Raw genomic sequence first — 16639 nt, 5'->3', positions numbered from 1 at the left:
TCATTCGTCCTCCTTGCCCTTCAAGGCATTCAGGACGGTCATCATATCTTCAGGCAACTCCGCTGAAAATGTCACCATTTTGTTAGATACAGGATGTACGAAACCAAGAACTTTGGCATGCAACATCACACGGGGAATGCCAATCCCTCCAACAACCATAACTTTTTTCCCTCCATAGGTTTGGTCACCCAAGATTGGACATCCGATAGCCTTGAGGTGAACTCGTAGCTGATGCGTGCGTCCTGTGCCAGGGAATAATTCCACATGTGCCGCCGCTGCCCCAAATCGTTCTTTCACCCGGTAACTGGTCAGCGACTCCTTGGGATTGGTTGTGCGTGCGGAAAAGGTTTTCCGATCCTTGGTATCTCGTCCGATCGACAACTCAATCCGGCCTTCCCGTGTCTTGGGCCCTTCCCACACAAACGCCTCATAGACCCGAATGATGGAGTGGGCTTTGAATTGTCCCGCCAAAATCCGGTGAGCCTGATCATTTTTCGCCACCACTAAAATCCCTGTCGTTTCCTTGTCAAGTCGATGCACCAACCCCGGGCGTTCCTTTCCTCCAATAGTTGAAAGATGCCCTTCCCCGCGTTGCATGTGATGCAGGAGCGCATTAACCAAGGTCCCGGTCCAATGACCCGGAGCCGGATGAACCACAAGGCCGGCCGGTTTGTTGAGAACCAATAGGAATTCATCTTCATAGAGGATGACAAGGGGAATTGGTTCAGGATTGATTGCCACCGGCTCTGGACGCGGTACGACCAGCACAACGCAATCCCCAGGCCTGACCTTGTGGCTGGGTTTCACAACCTGACCACCGACCGTTATATGGCCGTCTTCAATTAATCGTTGGAGGGCTGTTCGGGAAAAATAGGGTTCGCGATTGGCAAGAAAATGATCGAGGCGTTTGGGCGATTCGCCTGCGGTGACGATGAACTCCGTCCGCGTAGCGACATGCGGCATGGCAGATAAAAAAACGGCGCGATCGGTTACTTTATATAAGACGAGAACCGGCCTGTTGGCGGTGGCGACCGGCAATTTTTTGCCGGAGGCGGGCCTTTTCCAAACTGACGCGAGCTTCCTCAACTTCCGAGGGTAACCCACCACGCTCCAGACGTTCTTCAGCTTTTCGAACGGCATCCTCGGCCCGTTCTACATTAATGTCTTCAGCCTTTTCGGCAATTTCGGCCAGAATCGTCACCTTATTCGGCGTCACTTCAGCAAACCCCCAGAGCACAGCCATGTATTCAGTCTGTTCACCAATACGGTATTGAAGTTCGCCAATTCGCAAGGTAGTCAGAAAGTGACAATGGCCAGGCAGGACACCGAAATCTCCCTCACTTCCAGGAGCAGACACGTAGTCGACTTCCTTACTGATCAAACGGTGATCAGGAGTGACCACCTCTAAAAGAATTTTCCCTGATGACGTCGCCACACCAGCACCTGCCATTATCGTTTGTATCCGAGTTTTTCAGCTTTTTCGATGGCTTCTTCGATTGGCCCAACCATATAAAAGGCTTGTTCTGGAAGATCATCGTATTTACCATCCACGATTTCTTTGAAGCTTCGAACGGTATCAACGAGTTTCACATATTTCCCGGGGGATCCAGTAAAGGCTTCTGCCACGTGGAAGGGCTGAGAGAGAAACCGTTGGAGTTTCCTCGCCCTGGCCACCGTTTGCTTGTCATCTTCGGATAATTCGTCCATGCCTAAGATGGCGATGATATCTTGAAGATCTTTATACCGTTGCAAAGTGCCTTGTACCCGTTGCACTACCTGGTAATGCTCGTCACCCAAAATATGGGGATCTAAAATTCTTGAGGTGGAATCCAATGGATCGACCGCAGGATAGATGCCCAACTCGGCCAATTGTCGTGACAACACGGTGGTGGCATCCAAATGGGCAAACGCCGTTGCCGGGGCTGGGTCAGTCAAGTCGTCAGCCGGCACATAAATCGCTTGAACCGAAGTGATGGATCCCTTCTTGGTCGACGTGATCCGTTCTTGTAAAGTCCCCATCTCCGTCCCCAACGTCGGTTGGTACCCCACGGCTGATGGCATTCGACCGAGCAAGGCAGATACCTCGGATCCGGCCTGAGTAAACCGAAAGATATTGTCGACAAAAAGCAGAACGTCCTGATGCTCCTCATCGCGGAAATATTCGGCGATAGTCAGTCCGGTAAGGCCCACCCGGAGGCGAGCTCCTGGTGGCTCATTCATTTGCCCATAAACCAAGGCGGCTTTCGATTTTGAAAAATCATGAGGATCAATGACCTTGGACTCCTGCATTTCATGCCAAAGATCATTACCTTCACGAGTCCGTTCACCGACGCCGGCAAAAACTGAAAACCCGCCATGGTGAAGGGCGATATTATTGATAAGTTCCATGATGATGACGGTTTTACCTACACCGGCACCACCGAACAACCCGACCTTTCCCCCTTTGGCATAGGGCTCCAACAGGTCGATAACTTTAATTCCGGTTTCCAATATTTCAGTTTTGGTTTCCTGGTCTTCTAACGCAGGGGCCGGACGGTGAATGGACCATCGTTTTTCCGTTTTGACGGCACCGAAGCCATCAACAGGTTCACCCAAAACATTGACGACCCGTCCAAGGGTTTCCCGTCCAACGGGAACAGAAATTGCCGCACCGGTATCTTTCACCTCTAAACCCCGGACCAATCCATCGGTCGAAGACATTGCCACGGCCCGTACCCGGTTTTCCCCAAGGTGCTGGGCCACTTCCAAGGTGACCTGGATGTCCGACTGTCCGCTCTGACCGTCCGAGCGATGAGTGATCGTTATGGCATTAAAAATATGAGGAAGTTTCCCTGGAGGAAACTCCACGTCCACCACCGGTCCAATGACTTGAATGACTCTTCCATTTCCGACATCCGTACCCACCATAGACTCCTTGGTTGAAAAAGATTGGTGAACGGCACACGGTCTCCCGTGCCCGGCCAGGATCAACCTTCGATTTATTTCAGGGCCTCTGCGCCTCCCACGATATCCATCAATTCTTTGGTAATCGCCGCCTGGCGCGTCTTGTTATAAAATAACGTGACCTTTTTGATTAATTCTCCGGCATTCCGTGTGGCCCCATCCATGGCCGTCATTCGTGCAGCCTGTTCCGCGGCAGCCGATTCTAATAAGACCCGATACGTTTGTATTTCAAAATGTTTCGGCAATAAGGTGGCCAATAATTCATTTTCATCTGGCTCATACAGATAACTCCCGGCTGCCACCGGCATCTCCCTTCCACCAGGCTCCTGGACTGATTCAATTGGGAGCAGCTTTTCGATGATCACCTGCTGCTGCATGACCGATTTAAATTCGTTATAGACCACATATAAGTGATCAAAGGTGCCTTCTTGATACTGGGAGATAATGTCCTGCCCGATATCCAGGGCATGCTCAAAACTGAGCCGATCGAAGACTCCCCCCCATTGCTGACGAATCTTCCAATTGCGTCGTCGAAAGAAATCAATCGATTTCCTACCGGCGAGACTGACCGACACCTGTTTCCCCTGTCTGGTCTGCTCTTCCAAAAATTCGACGGCCTGACGGAGAATATTGGTATTAAAGGCCCCGCAAAGCCCGCGGTCGCTTGTAACCACCAGAAGTTCCGTCGCATTCCCGTCCCGGCGCTGAAGGAGAGGATGGGAGGCACGGTTTACCCGTTCGCTCAGGTGTCCCATGACTTCCCGTAACTGATGCGCATAGGGCCTAGCCGCTAAGATACGATCCTGCGCGCGTTTCAACTTAGCCGCAGACACCATTTTCATGGCTTTGGTTATCTTTTGCGTGTTTTTGACAGACGCAATTTTTCGTCGGAGGCTTTGAAGACTTGGCATAGCAAAAAAACTTTACCCGGCTTGATCGTAGCCTTTGGACTGTTTAAATTCGGAAATGATGCTTTTTAACTTACCCCCAAATTCCTCATCAATCTTCTTTTTGGTCACGATCTCTTCCCGCACATTAGGGTGTTTCTCTTTAATATACGCTAACAGACCTTGCTCAAATTCCCGAATTTTATTCACGGGAACATTATCAAGAAACCCGTTCACCCCGGCATAAATTGACAACACCTGATCGGCCACAGCCAAGGGTTTATACTGTTCCTGTTTCAGCAGTTCGACCATGCGCGCACCTCTAGCCAATTGAGCTTGCGTAGCTTTATCCAATTCACTGCCAAATTGGGCGAAGGCTGCCATTTCCCGATACTGCGCCAAATCGAGCCGGAGAGTTCCAGCCACCTGCTTCATCGTTTTAATTTGCGCAGCCCCTCCAACCCGGGAAACTGATAACCCAACGTTAATCGCCGGCCGAATACCGGAATAGAAGAGGTCAGCTGCCAGATAGATCTGTCCATCAGTAATAGAAATCACATTCGTGGGAATATAGGCGGAGACGTCACCTGCCTGCGTTTCAATAATCGGCAATGCCGTCAAACTGCCGGCGCCTTTCTCATCACTCATCTTCGCGGCCCGCTCCAATAACCGGGAATGCAAAAAGAACACATCGCCCGGATAGGCTTCACGTCCTGGTGGACGTCGAAGAAGCAGAGAAAGCTGGCGGTAGGCGGTGGCATGTTTGGACAAATCGTCATACACGATAAGCGCATGCTTCCCATTGTCACGGAAATATTCGGCCATGGTCACACCGGCATACGGTGCAAAAAATTGCAACGACGCCGAATCGCTAGCGGTGGCGGACACCACCGTGGTGTACTCCATGGCTCCATGATCCTCCAGGGTTTTCACCACTCGAGCTACCGTCGATCGTTTTTGTCCGATGGCCACGTAAAAACAAAACACACCCAGGCCTTTTTGATTGATGATCGTGTCAACCGCAATAGCGGTTTTCCCAGTCTGACGGTCTCCAATAATTAACTCCCGTTGGCCTCGACCGACCGGAATCATGGCATCAATGGCCTTGAGCCCCGTTTGAAGGGGTTCTCCCACCGATTGCCGATCAACCACACCTGGCGCCCGAATTTCGATAAGCCGTGTCTCCGTGGTATTGATTGGACCCTTCCCATCAATAGGCATCCCGATGGCATCCACAACCCGTCCGACCAACGCTTCCCCGACCGGGACCTCGGCAATTCGTCCGGTGCGTTTCACCGGATCTCCTTCACGAATTCCCACATCCTCGCCCAGAAGCACCGCTCCGACACTATCTTCTTCCAAGTTCAAAGCCACTCCGTACACTCCACCAGGAAATTCCAACAACTCTCCTGCCATCGCCCCTTCTAAACCATAAACCTTGGCGATATTGTCACCCACCTGGATGACGTAGCCCATTTCTTTGACATCAACCCGTTGCTCGAATCCTTTGATTTTTTCCTTAATGATGGAGCTGATTTCTTCTGCTTTGATCTGCATGGATTATCCCTTCGTCAACTGATCATGCATACCGGCTAGTCGACCCGACACCGTATTATCAAATACCCGGCTGCCAATTTTTATTCTCAATCCCGCAATAAGATGGGGCTCTACCTCAAAAGCCACTTCGACTCCATGGTGCAGCGTTTGAGACAACTCTTGCTTGATCTGTTCTTTCTCGGCCGCTTGTAATGGTTTGGCCGAGCCCACCCAGACTTGCTGAACTCCCTGTTGTTGATCAGCCAATTCCGCAAAGGCCTCTGAAATTTCAGGGAGCAACATGGCTCGATTCTTTTTCAACAGTTGCGTGAGGAAATCCCGCATGACCGAAGGGGCCTCCATCCTTTGACTCAATTCATTCAGGACAGCCTGTTTTTCCTCAAAATTAAAAACTGGTGATGCGAGGACATGCTTCAAGGCAGGGGTTTCCTCCAAGCCTTGTTGCAATGCGCTTAAGGCACTTCGTGCGGGTTCAATACCCGATTTATCGAGCAGTTGGAAAAGCGCCGATGCATATCGGCGCCCAATGGTGCTTTTATTCACAGTTTACAGAGATTCCAGGCAGCCACGTGTTGAACGGAATTGGGCGTGTGTTAAGCGGGTGAAACTAGCATGAGTGATGCAGCCTGTCAACCGGAAAGAGCGGATATAAAGGGAATTTTTTCTGGTTCCCAATTATCGTTGGGGGCGGGCAGCTGAGTCGGTTTCCTCGCACATCTGTATATTTTTCTTTGGGGTTGGCCCCTGAATAATTCCACCTCCCAATACACGATCTCCAAGGTAAAAAACCGCTGACTGGCCAGGACTCAAAGCCCGAACAGGCGCATCAAACCTTATTGTCATCGAAGTGGAATCTGACCATCGGTACGTCGCTGGGACTGGCGGAGTACTATAACGAAATTTCACATCAATTTTGCTTGCATGCTGCAATGACTCTGGAGAGAAAATATTCAAGTCTGAAACCAGGCATTCCCTGGAATCTAAATCTTCGGCGGGACCCAGGACCACCATATTCATGTCTGGAAGCACGCGCTGCACATACAAACGGCTTCCTCCGGCAATACCCAATCCTTTTCGTTGGCCTGGCGTATAAAAGGCCACGCCTTGATGCTGGCCAAGCTCCTTTCCCTTTTCATCCACAAACGTCCCAGGACTCGAAGCCTGTGGTGCATGCTGCTTGAGAAATTGTCGGTAATCACCCTGCGTCACAAAGCAAATTTCCTGGCTTTCTTTGAGTTCGTCTACCGGCAGGCCCATAGCCTCCGCTTCCCTCCAGACATCAGGTTTTTCCATGTCTCCTAAAGGAAACATCATTTTTGAGAGCCAACTGGGTGGTATTCGATAGAGAAAATATGATTGGTCTTTATTAGCATCCTTCCCACGAACCAGGAGAGGGGTTCCTCCTTCATCGTGTTTGATATTGGCATAGTGGCCGGTCGCAATATAGTCAGCTCCAAGTGCATCGGCCACCTGGAAGAGACCTCCAAATTTCACTCGTTCATTACACCGCACGCAGGGATTAGGCGTGGTTCCCTGGAGATACCCCCCAATGAAATCATCAATGACTCCCTTTTGAAAACGTTCACGGGTATCGATGACCCTGTGAGAGATCCCTAATACCTCTGCCACATGTCTGGCTATTCCCACTTTACAGCATCCCCGTTCCTGCCAACGCTTGGAAACGGAGGTGGCATCTTCTTCCTCCCAGACTTTTAATGTGACCCCGATCACTTCGTACCCCTGCTGCTTCAATAATTTGGCAGCCACGGAGCTATCCACACCGCCGCTCATGCCCAAGACAACCCTTTTGGAATTAGAGACAGGCATTAGCGACTCAACGGCTCTGTTTCTAATTTTTTTTCTAATTTTTGCTCAACCTTGGGAATCGTCTTGCCTTGTCCATTGGAAAGGATCTTATTGTCCAAAGGCGCTTCTAATTTTGGAGCGGAACCCATATCGCATTCCCCTTGAAAATACACGCCTTCTTCCATGGCAAAAATGGGGGTATGAACATCACCAATGAGAACCGCCGGCTTAAGGAGTTGGATTTTTGATTTTGCGGTAATCACACCCTCAATCCGGCCACTGTTCACAATGGTTCCACCTGTAATGGTCCCTTTGATCACGGCACTTTCACCAATGATGAGGGTATCATCAATCGTGATTTCCCCTTCAAAGTTACCATCCACCCGCACCGTGCCCTCAAATTGAGCTTTGCCCTTAAAATCAACACCCTTCCCCAGAAATGTATAAAATTCCTGCCCAAATCCTAATTCCTTTTTCTTTTCTTTTTCACCCCACATAGATCGTTCCTCCTCTCATCCAGTAAAGAGCCCTCAAGTTGCACGCTAGGATCTCCATGTCCAACCGGGAACTAGCCGCCTATTTTTTGCAGAAGATTGCTTTTATTTCACCTTCACGGCTTCTTCTACCGAAATCACAAGTTTGGCTTCTTTGCCTTTTCGCTCCAGTTTTTGGGGCATATTGCAGGTCCCATTAAACACCACTCCCTCATCCATCGAAAGAAGGGGGGAGGTAATTGTCCCTTCAAAGACAGCTGGGGATAACAATTTCACGCGATGCTTGGCTTCGACATCCCCCGTCAATTGTCCCTGACACATAATGGTTCCTGCATGAATCTTGGCAGCAATGACCGCTTTTTGCCCAATAATTAAATTCCCGTCGGTATATATTTCACCCTCCAGGCGGCCATCCACTCGAACCGTGCCCTGATACCGAATGATTCCCTTAAAGGTCACCTCTTCACCAACAAAGGCGATGATATCGCCTGATTCCTGCTGACCGGCTGAAGTCACCGGACTATCCACCACAGCTGGTTCCTTCTCCTGACCTTGACTCATTTCTCCCATATCCTGAGTGCTTTCTTCGCCTTTTTTGAAAAACATGAGCCTCTCCCTCCTCGATAACTGTGTGCTCCAATTCCTTCATGGCTGACTCGATACCCGGTAATATTAGCTCGACCATTTGCCAACATCATGATCCTTTAACATCTTAAAGGAGAGCCCATTCGCTCAGAAGCCATCCGTTGGATTATTCAAATTCTACTCCATAACCAATGAAGCAATCCGATCCAGTTCATCATCGGAAAAATAATGGATGACGACCTGCCCTCCCCTGACTCCCGCCTTCACCTGGACTTTAGTACCCAAGCGTTTTCGAAATTGCTCTTCCAGGTTTCGAAATCTATTGGGTTCCTCTTTTTTTGATTTGGCGCCTTTACCTTTTCTCTGCACGGTAATCATCTGCTCGATTTGGCGAACAGAGAGGTGCTCGGAAACAATCTTCCGTGCAAGCTGAATTTGTGCCGCTGGAGTCGGCAGGCCCGCTAATACCTTTGCGTGACCTAAACTGATGACCCCCGCCTCAATATACTCTTGGACATCCTTGGGCAGCGTGAGCAGCCTCACAATATTCGCAATGGAGGAACGATCCTTACCCACAGAGCGTGAAACCAGATCCTGAGTTAAGCCGAATTCCCCCATTAATCGGGAATAGGCCTTAGCTTCCTCCATAGGATTGAGATTTTCACGTTGAATATTTTCTACCAACGCGATCGCTAAGGCCTTTTCATCGTTGGAATTCCTCACCAGGACAGGAATGGTTTGCAGCCCGGCAATTTTTGCCGCTCGAAACCGGCGTTCCCCGGCAATCAGTTCGTACATACCATCGCCTTTTCTCCTGACCACAATCGGCTGCAGTACGCCATGCTCTTTGACGGATTGCGCTAACTCATCTAATTCCGCCTCCAAAAATGTCGTTCTGGGCTGATAGCGGTTTGGGAGAATCTGGTCCAATGGTATCATGGAGACCGCCTGACCATCCTGCTCCACTTTCCAGACAAGAGTCTTTTTTTCAGGAAGTAGGGCCTGAAGCCCTTTACCTAACGCTTTCTTTTCCATTCCTCAAAATCTCCTTGGCGAGGTCAAGATAGGCCTTGGCTCCACTAGATGCGGCATTATAGGATAAAACCGCCTTCCCATGACTCGGTGCCTCAGCCAACGCCACATTCCTTGGGATAACAGTCTGAAAGACTTTATCTGCAAAAAATCCTCGAATTTCATCTTGCACCTGCCGCGAAAGATTAATTCTTGAATCATACATCGTCAACACAATGCCTTGAATAGCTAACTCCGGATTAAATGACTCCCGAATTCTTTCGACATTTCCCAATAAACGACCCAATCCTTCCATGGCATAATACTCACATTGCACCGGAATGATCAGGTCAGAGGCTGCAACAAGAGCATTGATGGTTAAGAGGCCGAAGGCAGGTGGACAATCAATGATGATAAAATCGAAGTCCACAACTCCATCCAAGACATTTTTCAGAATAATTTGACGGTCCTGGAGATTGGACAGTTCGATTTCCGCCCCGACCAAATCGCCCTTTGAGGCCACCACACTTAATCCGTTTATATTAGTAGGTAAAATTACGCTTTCAACCAAGCGCCTATCCATTAAACATTCATAAATAGTTGCGCCTTGAGGCTCAATTGACAATCCACTAGTCGCATTGGCCTGTGGGTCCAAATCAATCAATAACACAGATTTTCCAGATATCGCCAAAGCCGCGCCAAGATTGATAGACGTTGTGGTTTTTCCAACTCCACCTTTCTGATTGGCAATAGCAATGGTTCGTTTCAACATAATCAAATAAACATCATTATTAGCAATCGTTCCACGTGGAACATGGCAATTGCCTGCTTATGATTCATATTTCAAAACCGACAAGACACGGCTTCCATACCCAAACGGTAAACCATACGATAATTCTTCAAACACTACCATCCCATTGAGACGAGAATGATTGTCAATATTTTTCGATCGAAATACAACTAGTTTTCCACTTTTTTTTAAAATACGGTCAAGATGCGGCAGAATGTGGTCGACATTAACCCCTTTACAGATGGCGACATCACACTTTTCTTCCTGCACCGCCATAGAATCAAAGTCTTCCAACCGACGTGGGACAACAGAAATTTTGTGTAAATCAAGCTTCCCAATAATGTAATGGAGGAAAGCTGTCTTATTAGATCTGGGTTCCATTAATACAACATCCAGAGAAGGCAAAGCCAACTTAAGCGGTATGCCAGGGAAACCACCACCCGTTCCAATATCAACCATTCTGATATCAGGATCATTTCCAAGGGCCAAATGTCCAGCCAACGAATCGACAAATAATAAAACGGTCCGCTCGCTGTCTGTGCGAAGACCGGTCAGATTAATTGAGCGGTCCCAACGACGCAATTCTTCGTAATACAGACCATATTTGCAAAGTATTTCCTCAGAAAATGAAAGCCCAAGCTTATGAGCCCCCTGCATGAAATGATCGAGGAAATTAAAAGATTGATCGCTTTGTTCCACGTGGAACATCCCATTTTTCATGAAGCGTAAAAATAAAAAATTTCCATTGAGCTTTTAAATTGGAAAAGCTGAAGAATAAAAGCCAAAGCCTGGCTGAAGATAAGCCAATTAAAACTAGCTGGCCTTTTTATGCTTTTCCACGGCAACCAGGAGAAGTGACATGGCGGCAGGAGTCATTCCAGAAATTCGTGAAGCCTGTCCGATGGATGAAGGGCGCACTTTCTTAAGTTTTTCAACAACCTCATGTGAAAACCCTTTGATATCATCATAGTTAAAGTTATCTGGAACATGTCGATGCTCAAGTTTTTTAAATTGTCCAATTAGTTGCTCCTGCCGCTTAATATACCCCTCATACTTGATGGTTATTTCAATGGCCTCGACCACGTCAGGATTATCCTCAATTGTTCCATTTAAAAACTGAGCCAAATGATGATAGGAAACTTCAGGCCTTCGAAGAAGTTGCGCAAGGGACGAATTGGGGGAAAAGCTTTCCATTGGAATCATGTCCTCAAGGACCAACCCTGATGATCTTGGCGCAGTGGCATGAAGTCTCTGTATTTCCCGCTCAATCTTCCCCTTTTTTTCCTGAAAGGTATTAAATGTTCTCTCAGGCACAAGCCCGATACGGTAGCCGTGCTCCGTTAGACGGAAGTCAGCATTATCCTCTCTAAGAAGCAAACGATACTCGGCTCTCGAGGTAAACATTCTATACGGTTCACGGGCATCTTTTGTGATTAAATCATCAATTAAAACACCAATATACGCCTGTGACCTATCTAAAATAAGCGGACTCTTACCCTTCACCTGAAGAGCAGCGTTAATCCCCGCCATAATTCCCTGCGCCGCAGCTTCTTCATAGCCAGATGTCCCATTTATTTGCCCGGCATGAAAGAGTCCTTTAACGAGTTTCGTTTCTAATGTTTCATGAAGCTGTCGTGGCGGGAAGTAATCATATTCAATCGCATAGCCTGGTCTAAGAAAAACCGCCCGTTCAAGACCAGGTATCGTTCGAACAAAGGCCTGCTGTACGTCCACCGGCAAGCTGGTCGAAATCCCATTGGGGTAGAATGAGCGTGACTCAAGGGTTTCAGGTTCCATGAAAATCTGATGCCTGTTTTTGTCAGAAAACCGGACCACTTTATCTTCAATCGAGGGGCAATACCGCGGCCCTGTTGACTCAATGATTCCGCAGTACATCGGTGATCTATCAAGATTTTCCCTTATAATTCGGTGAGTTTCATCATTCGTATAAGTAATGTGACAGTGAATTTGCGGATTGGGAAGGTGAGTGGTTCGAATAGAAAATGGTCGAGGAACCGAATCCCCAGGCTGCGGAATCATGACGCTGAAATCTATTGAATCTCTATCTATCCTCGGAGGAGTTCCTGTTTTTAATCGTCCAATTTCAAATCCAAAGTCTCTCATGCAATCCGATAGATTCTCTGCAGAGGGCTCACTGGCTCGCCCGCCGGGAAGATGATTCAATCCAATATGCATAAGACCTTTCAGAAAGGTCCCTGATGTCAGGACAACCGCTTTCGTGAAAATAGTTTCCCCGCTATTGGTCGTGACACCATTGACCGCCCCGCCCTGCGTCAGAATCCGATTAACTGTGCCTTGAATAATTGATAAATTTTCCTGGCTGCTTACCGTCTCCTGCATTCTATTGGCATAAAGCTGTTTGTCGCATTGGACTCGCGTGGCACGCACGGCCGGTCCTTTCCGCGTATTGAGCACACGGAATTGAATGCCGGATTGGTCGGTGTTCCATCCTATTTCTCCACCCAGAGCATCGATTTCCTTGACGAGATGGCCCTTCCCGATCCCTCCTACGGCGGGATTACATGGCATCGTGGCGATTTTTTTGGAATCAATGGTTAGCATCACCACCCTACATCCCATCCTGGCGGCCGCAAGGGCAGCCTCACACCCGGCATGACCTCCTCCGACGACAACGATGTCACATTTCATACTCATTGGTTCTAATCCGTATTGTTATGAACAATTTTCCAGGTATGGCTTTTACTTCCCGATGCAAAACTCTCGAAAAATTTGATCCAAAATATCCTCATTCGTGATGGCACCGACAATTTCTCCAAGAGAATTCAGTGCCATTCGTAATTCTAACGCCACACATTCGGCTGAAAGGCCATCATCTATGGCCAATAACGCGTTTTTCAAGGCCTCTCCTGCATTCTGAAGTAATGTTTTATGTCTCAGCCGTGAAACGAGCACTGAATCACCGGCCTCATATTGGCGACCAACAGCCAGGCTTTTGATGGCTTTTTTTAAATTATCAAGACCTTCACCGCTTATTGCAGAGACTTCGACATACCTCTTCTCTCCCACAGACTTATTTTCAGAATTTTTTTTAGGTTGGCTGACCATACCCTGCAGTTCTTGCTGAGAAAATTTGGCCGGTAAATCGATTTTATTGAGCACCATAACACAGGGTTTTTCATGATATTTTTCAATAAAAAATAAGTCTTTTTCATTAAGTGTTGAGCTTCGATCAAATGCCATAATCAACACGTCAGCTTCTTCAATAGCCTGAGTGGCGCGATTCATTCCTTCATTTTCTAACTCATCCGTCGTCTCTCGTAATCCGGCAGTATCAAAAAGCCGTATCATGACTCCTTCAACCATAATAGCCTCTTCGAGTACATCACGCGTGGTCCCAGGAATATGAGATACAATAGCTCGATTGGTGCCCAGTATGCCATTTAACAAACTGGACTTTCCTACATTGGGTCGCCCAATAATGACAGTGCGAATGCCTTCTCGAATCATTCGGCCCTCTTCGGCGGACTCCAATAGTTGCAAGATTTCTCGCAAGACCTCCTGTGTTTTATGCTTGAGCTCGCTCTGGTCAATAAACTGGATATCATCATCCACAAAATCCATCCCGGCTTCCAAGTGGGCAACAAGTTTCACGAGACGGTCCCGTTGATGTTGGATGACCATAGATAGCCGACCCTGTAGGTGCTCCTGGGCCATCCTTAAACTCTGAAGAGAATTGGCGCGTATGGTATCTAAGACCCCCTCCGCTTGTGTTAAATCCATCCGTCCGTTCAAAAAACTCCGCTTCGTAAACTCCCCAGGTTCAGCCAATCTGGCGCCAGCCTGCGTTAAAGCTTCGCAAATGGCGTTCACAATGACCGGTCCTCCATGGGCATGCACTTCAACGACATCTTCTCCCGTATAGGATCGTGGGGCTCGCATCATCACAACCAGCACCTCATCCAATGCCGAGGAAATCTCTCTTCCCACAATTTCTTCAGATTGACGAGGGTTCCAAACAAATTGACCCAGGTACAACTGGTAGGGCTTGATCTGTTCAAGAGGTTTACCCGAACGTAATCGAAGAATACTTGAGGCCACAGGAAGGGCGTGAGTTCCACTGACTCGAACAATCCCCACTCCCCCTTCGCCCATAGGGGTGGCTACGGCACAGATGGTGTCGTCTAAAGAGCCCATAAGCTTAGACCGAGGCAGGATTAGGATTTAGAGGAAGAGCCCGAGGGAGATGACGAACGTTTCTTTTTTCCGGATTCCAAAGCAGGTTCGCTCCCTTTGGGAGATTGATCCGTAGACCCACCTCTCGGTTTTTTCAATATATACCTGTCGGTCACAAACTGCTGCGTCACGGTCAGCACATTATTGGTGACCCAATATAACACCAAACCTGCGGGGAAGGTTACAAACAAAAAGGTCAACCCTACAGGAAGAATCATCATCATTTTCGCCTGAGTGGGATCCATCGTGGTGGGCATGATTTTTTGTTGGACCACCATAGAAATCCCCATTAGCACAGGCAGCACATAATACGGATCTTGGGCAGAAAGGTCTGTTACCCACAGCATAAACGGAGCCTGGCGAAGATCGATCGTCATATACAAAATGTTAAAGAGGGCAACAAACACCGGCATCTGCAGCACCATAGGGAGGCATCCACCGACTGGATTCACTTTATGCTCTTTATAGAGCTTCATCAGCTCCTGGTTGAGTTTTTCCTTGTTATCTTTAAATTTCTCCTGTAGTGCCAGAACCTTGGGTTGGATGGTTTGCATCCCTTGCATTGATTTATAACTTTTGTATTGCAAGGGAACAAATAACAATTTAATCCCTAAGGTCAGTAAAATAATGGCCACACCATAATTATGGGTATAGTCATAGATGAACCGTAAAACTGAAAACAGCGGCTTCGCCACGGCTTTCACAATGCTCCAACTGCCATAAATAAACCATCCAAAATCAATGGTATCTTCCAACCCGATCTCGAAAGACTTAAGGACATCGTATTTTTTGGGACCAGCGTACAATTTTGTCTTATGGACTTGTTCCCCAGATCCCCCCGGAAGAGACATGCCAGCAGAGACAACCATTTCGGTTTCAAGTTTAGAATACAGGCCGTTCGCATTTTCCGGGATAAATACACTCATAAAATATTTATCCTGAAGGGCTAACCACCTGACCGGACCATCGCGTCGCAGGATAGGAGCCTCTGCATCGGGAGACAATTTTTCCAAATCATCCCCGACCATCCAGGCAGATCCCAGTAATCCAATGAATCCCTGTCCCCATTCCACCACCCCAAAATTGGTGCCCAAAAGCACATCAATGTCACCTGAAATCCCCCTGGTGCGAATAATAATATCCACCACATAGGAATCGTAATGAAATGTAAGTTCCTTTTGGAGCCACAGGTCGGATTCAGAAGACGAATGGGTTAAAAGCACTCTACCGGTAGGATGCGATTCATCTAATTCGTTAAAATCTTTTTGGATCTGAAAGTTCCCTTGACGAAGACGCCGAGTCTCCCCTTCGTTTCCCTTGATCTGCACCGTGAGTGGCTCGGGAAACTGTCCATTTGGATACACCAATTGGACGGGAACATTCTCCTCTGTCTGAGTGAGATATTTTTTTAACTCCCAGGAAGTTATGACTCCTCCCTGGCCGGAAATATCAGCTCGAAAAAGCGGGGTTTCAACAACCACGATCTCTTCAGTAAGCGATGACTCAACAGAAGGAATGGAGGAGGATATTGAAGAGGGTTCAGATAAAGAAGAAGAGGAGGTGGTCTCAGCATCCGCCCCTTTTTCCGGCAAACTGTTTGTAAGCTCTTGATCGATGATCGGACTGGTAGAGAATGGAGAATATCCCAACTCCTTCAGGAGCAGGTCATACCCAAAGATAATCCCTAAGGAAAGAATAAGGAAAAGGACGACGCGCTTTTCCATTTTTCTAGCTCGTGAGTCCCATAAAGCTGGTGGTAATTAACAATCAAACGGAGGCAAAATATTCAGTGTTCAGGGAACCGGATCCAGCCCCCCAGGATGGAATGGATGACACTTGAGAATTCGACCAGCCATTAAGACCACACCCTTCATCGCGCCATGTTTATGGATAGCCTCAAAGCCATAATGAGAACATGTCGGTTCAAAACGGCAACAGGTTCCCATAAACGGGGAAACTCCATATTGGTAGACTGCAATAATTTTTTTTAAAACCGAGGCTATCATTTATTTATTAAAGAAGACCGGCTTTGGCTAATGTGTTCTTCCAGGTTTCCCCTATCCTTTGGTACTTCACACCCAAAACCATGATTTTTGGGTACACGATGCAATGAAAACCACCGGTCATTCCAGATTGCGATTCTCTGACGAGTTCACGAAAAATCCGTTTCAGCCGATTTCTCGTAACGGCTTTGCCCACTCGTCGACCGACGATAATTCCTATCCGAGACGGATCATGATTGGGTGCACGACTAACAAGGAGGGTAAAAAATGGGTTCCGCACAACAGACCCATTGGCCTTCACTCCATCATATTCATATTTTTTCTTTAAAAAAAACGGGAAGCCCTCCC

16 protein-coding genes and 1 pseudogene are annotated in these 16639 nt (G+C 47.9%); all 17 read right to left on the bottom strand.

Annotation, left to right across the window (positions count from 1 at the left end; genetic code table 11):
• Window positions 1-1038: an RluA family pseudouridine synthase gene (locus tag LX98_RS19230; RefSeq protein ID WP_496430378.1), complete on the bottom strand. Its 1038-nt coding sequence runs from the start codon at window positions 1036-1038 to the stop codon at window positions 1-3.
• Window positions 995-1450, bottom strand: coding sequence for a F0F1 ATP synthase subunit epsilon (locus tag LX98_RS19225; protein WP_496430377.1), 456 nt, complete (start codon window positions 1448-1450; stop codon window positions 995-997). Before LX98_RS19225 ends, LX98_RS19230 begins: the two co-directional genes overlap by 44 nt.
• Window positions 1450-2907 (bottom strand): F0F1 ATP synthase subunit beta, encoded by a 1458-nt coding sequence (gene atpD, locus LX98_RS19220; protein WP_312645598.1) that lies wholly within the window; start codon window positions 2905-2907, stop codon window positions 1450-1452. The genes LX98_RS19225 and atpD overlap by 1 nt, the downstream gene beginning before the upstream one ends.
• 71 nt (window positions 2908-2978) lie before the next feature.
• On the bottom strand, window positions 2979-3854 hold the full coding sequence (gene atpG / locus LX98_RS19215; RefSeq protein WP_496430376.1) for an ATP synthase F1 subunit gamma: 876 nt from the start codon (window positions 3852-3854) through the stop codon (window positions 2979-2981).
• A 12-nt stretch (window positions 3855-3866) separates the two neighbouring features.
• Window positions 3867-5387, bottom strand: coding sequence for a F0F1 ATP synthase subunit alpha (atpA, locus tag LX98_RS19210; RefSeq protein ID WP_496430375.1), 1521 nt, complete (start codon window positions 5385-5387; stop codon window positions 3867-3869).
• Window positions 5388-5390: 3 nt separating this feature from the next.
• Window positions 5391-5930, bottom strand: a complete 540-nt coding sequence (atpH, locus tag LX98_RS19205; protein WP_496430374.1) for an ATP synthase F1 subunit delta — start codon at window positions 5928-5930, stop codon at window positions 5391-5393.
• A gap of 132 nt (window positions 5931-6062) precedes the next feature.
• Complete coding sequence (gene mnmA / locus LX98_RS19200) at window positions 6063-7214, bottom strand: tRNA 2-thiouridine(34) synthase MnmA (RefSeq protein ID WP_496430373.1); 1152 nt, start codon at window positions 7212-7214, stop codon at window positions 6063-6065.
• Window positions 7214-7690 carry a bactofilin family protein gene (locus tag LX98_RS19195; RefSeq protein WP_312645608.1) on the bottom strand — a complete coding sequence of 159 codons (477 nt, stop codon included), beginning with the start codon at window positions 7688-7690 and terminating at the stop codon, window positions 7214-7216. Before LX98_RS19195 ends, mnmA begins: the two co-directional genes overlap by 1 nt.
• Window positions 7691-7792: 102 nt before the next feature.
• Window positions 7793-8293, bottom strand: coding sequence for a polymer-forming cytoskeletal protein (locus tag LX98_RS19190; RefSeq protein ID WP_496430372.1), 501 nt, complete (start codon window positions 8291-8293; stop codon window positions 7793-7795).
• A gap of 156 nt (window positions 8294-8449) precedes the next feature.
• On the bottom strand, window positions 8450-9307 hold the full coding sequence (locus tag LX98_RS19185) for a ParB/RepB/Spo0J family partition protein (RefSeq protein WP_496430371.1): 858 nt from the start codon (window positions 9305-9307) through the stop codon (window positions 8450-8452).
• Entirely contained in the window at window positions 9285-10055 is a 771-nt protein-coding gene (locus LX98_RS19180; RefSeq protein WP_496430370.1) for an AAA family ATPase, read from the bottom strand. The genes LX98_RS19185 and LX98_RS19180 overlap by 23 nt, the downstream gene beginning before the upstream one ends.
• A 57-nt stretch (window positions 10056-10112) precedes the next feature.
• Window positions 10113-10772, bottom strand: coding sequence for a 16S rRNA (guanine(527)-N(7))-methyltransferase RsmG (gene rsmG / locus LX98_RS19175; protein ID WP_496430369.1), 660 nt, complete (start codon window positions 10770-10772; stop codon window positions 10113-10115).
• Between the two features lie 114 nt (window positions 10773-10886).
• Entirely contained in the window at window positions 10887-12749 is a 1863-nt protein-coding gene (gene mnmG, locus LX98_RS19170) for a tRNA uridine-5-carboxymethylaminomethyl(34) synthesis enzyme MnmG (RefSeq protein ID WP_496430368.1), read from the bottom strand.
• Between the two features lie 45 nt (window positions 12750-12794).
• On the bottom strand, window positions 12795-14249 hold the full coding sequence (mnmE, locus tag LX98_RS19165) for a tRNA uridine-5-carboxymethylaminomethyl(34) synthesis GTPase MnmE (protein WP_496430367.1): 1455 nt from the start codon (window positions 14247-14249) through the stop codon (window positions 12795-12797).
• A gap of 20 nt (window positions 14250-14269) precedes the next feature.
• Complete coding sequence (gene yidC, locus LX98_RS19160; protein ID WP_496430366.1) at window positions 14270-16012, bottom strand: membrane protein insertase YidC; 1743 nt, start codon at window positions 16010-16012, stop codon at window positions 14270-14272.
• 69 nt (window positions 16013-16081) lie between these two features.
• The gene (yidD, locus tag LX98_RS19155) at window positions 16082-16291 is read right to left on the bottom strand and encodes a membrane protein insertion efficiency factor YidD (RefSeq protein ID WP_376753420.1); all 210 of its coding nucleotides are present in this window, start codon (window positions 16289-16291) and stop codon (window positions 16082-16084) included.
• A 10-nt stretch (window positions 16292-16301) separates the two neighbouring features.
• Window positions 16302-16607 (bottom strand): annotated as a pseudogene (rnpA, locus tag LX98_RS19150) (ribonuclease P protein component); the annotation flags it as partial.
• Between the last annotated feature and the right edge of the window lie 32 nt (window positions 16608-16639).

It is taken from the genome of Nitrospira marina, from assembly GCF_059568365.1.
Note: the sequence above shows the minus strand (reverse complement) of the source record. Positions and strands in the feature narration are given on the sequence as shown.